The 531-nt window shown below is 57.1% G+C and carries 1 protein-coding gene and 1 pseudogene; both read left to right on the top strand.

Annotated elements, in window-relative coordinates:
• A pseudogene (locus LBW87_RS23825) lies at positions 1 to 208 on the top strand (ABC transporter ATP-binding protein); the annotation flags it as partial.
• Between the two features lies 1 nt (position 209).
• Positions 210 to 531: ATP-binding cassette domain-containing protein (locus tag LBW87_RS23820; protein WP_225203960.1), on the top strand; the 322-nt coding region annotated here is incomplete at its 3' end.

Here is a 531-nt window from a genome sequence, read left to right as displayed (position 1 = left end):
CGAAAAACTGGGACTCAGAGAATTGCTGGTCAAGATCCAGGCCGAAGGTAAAACCATCCTGCTGATCGAGCACGACGTCAAATTGATGATGGGCCTGTGCAACCGGATCACGGTGCTGGACTATGGCCGTCCGATTGCCGAGGGCGTGCCGGCGGAGGTGCAAAAGAATCCTGCGGTGATCGAAGCGTATCTGGGAGCAGGACATTAAGATGACAACGAATATTCTGAAAGTCGACCAGCTGAACGTAGCCTATGGCGGCATCAAGGCGGTCAAGGGCATCAGCCTGGACGTCAACGAGGGCGAACTGGTGACCTTGATCGGGGCCAATGGCGCCGGCAAGACCACCACCCTGAAAGCCATTACCGGTACCTTGCCGGACTGCAAGGTCGATGGTCACATCACGTATCAGGGCCAGCCCTTGAAGGGCAAGAAGTCGTTCGAGTTGGTGAAGGACAAGCTGGCGATGGTGCCGGAAGGGCGGGGCGTCTTTACCCGCATGAGCATCCAGGAAAACCTGTTGATGGGCGCCT

Source organism: Herbaspirillum sp. alder98 (genome assembly GCF_020179755.1).
Taxonomy (GTDB): Bacteria; Pseudomonadota; Gammaproteobacteria; order Burkholderiales; family Burkholderiaceae_D; genus Herbaspirillum.
Note: the sequence above shows the minus strand (reverse complement) of the source record. Positions and strands in the feature narration are given on the sequence as shown.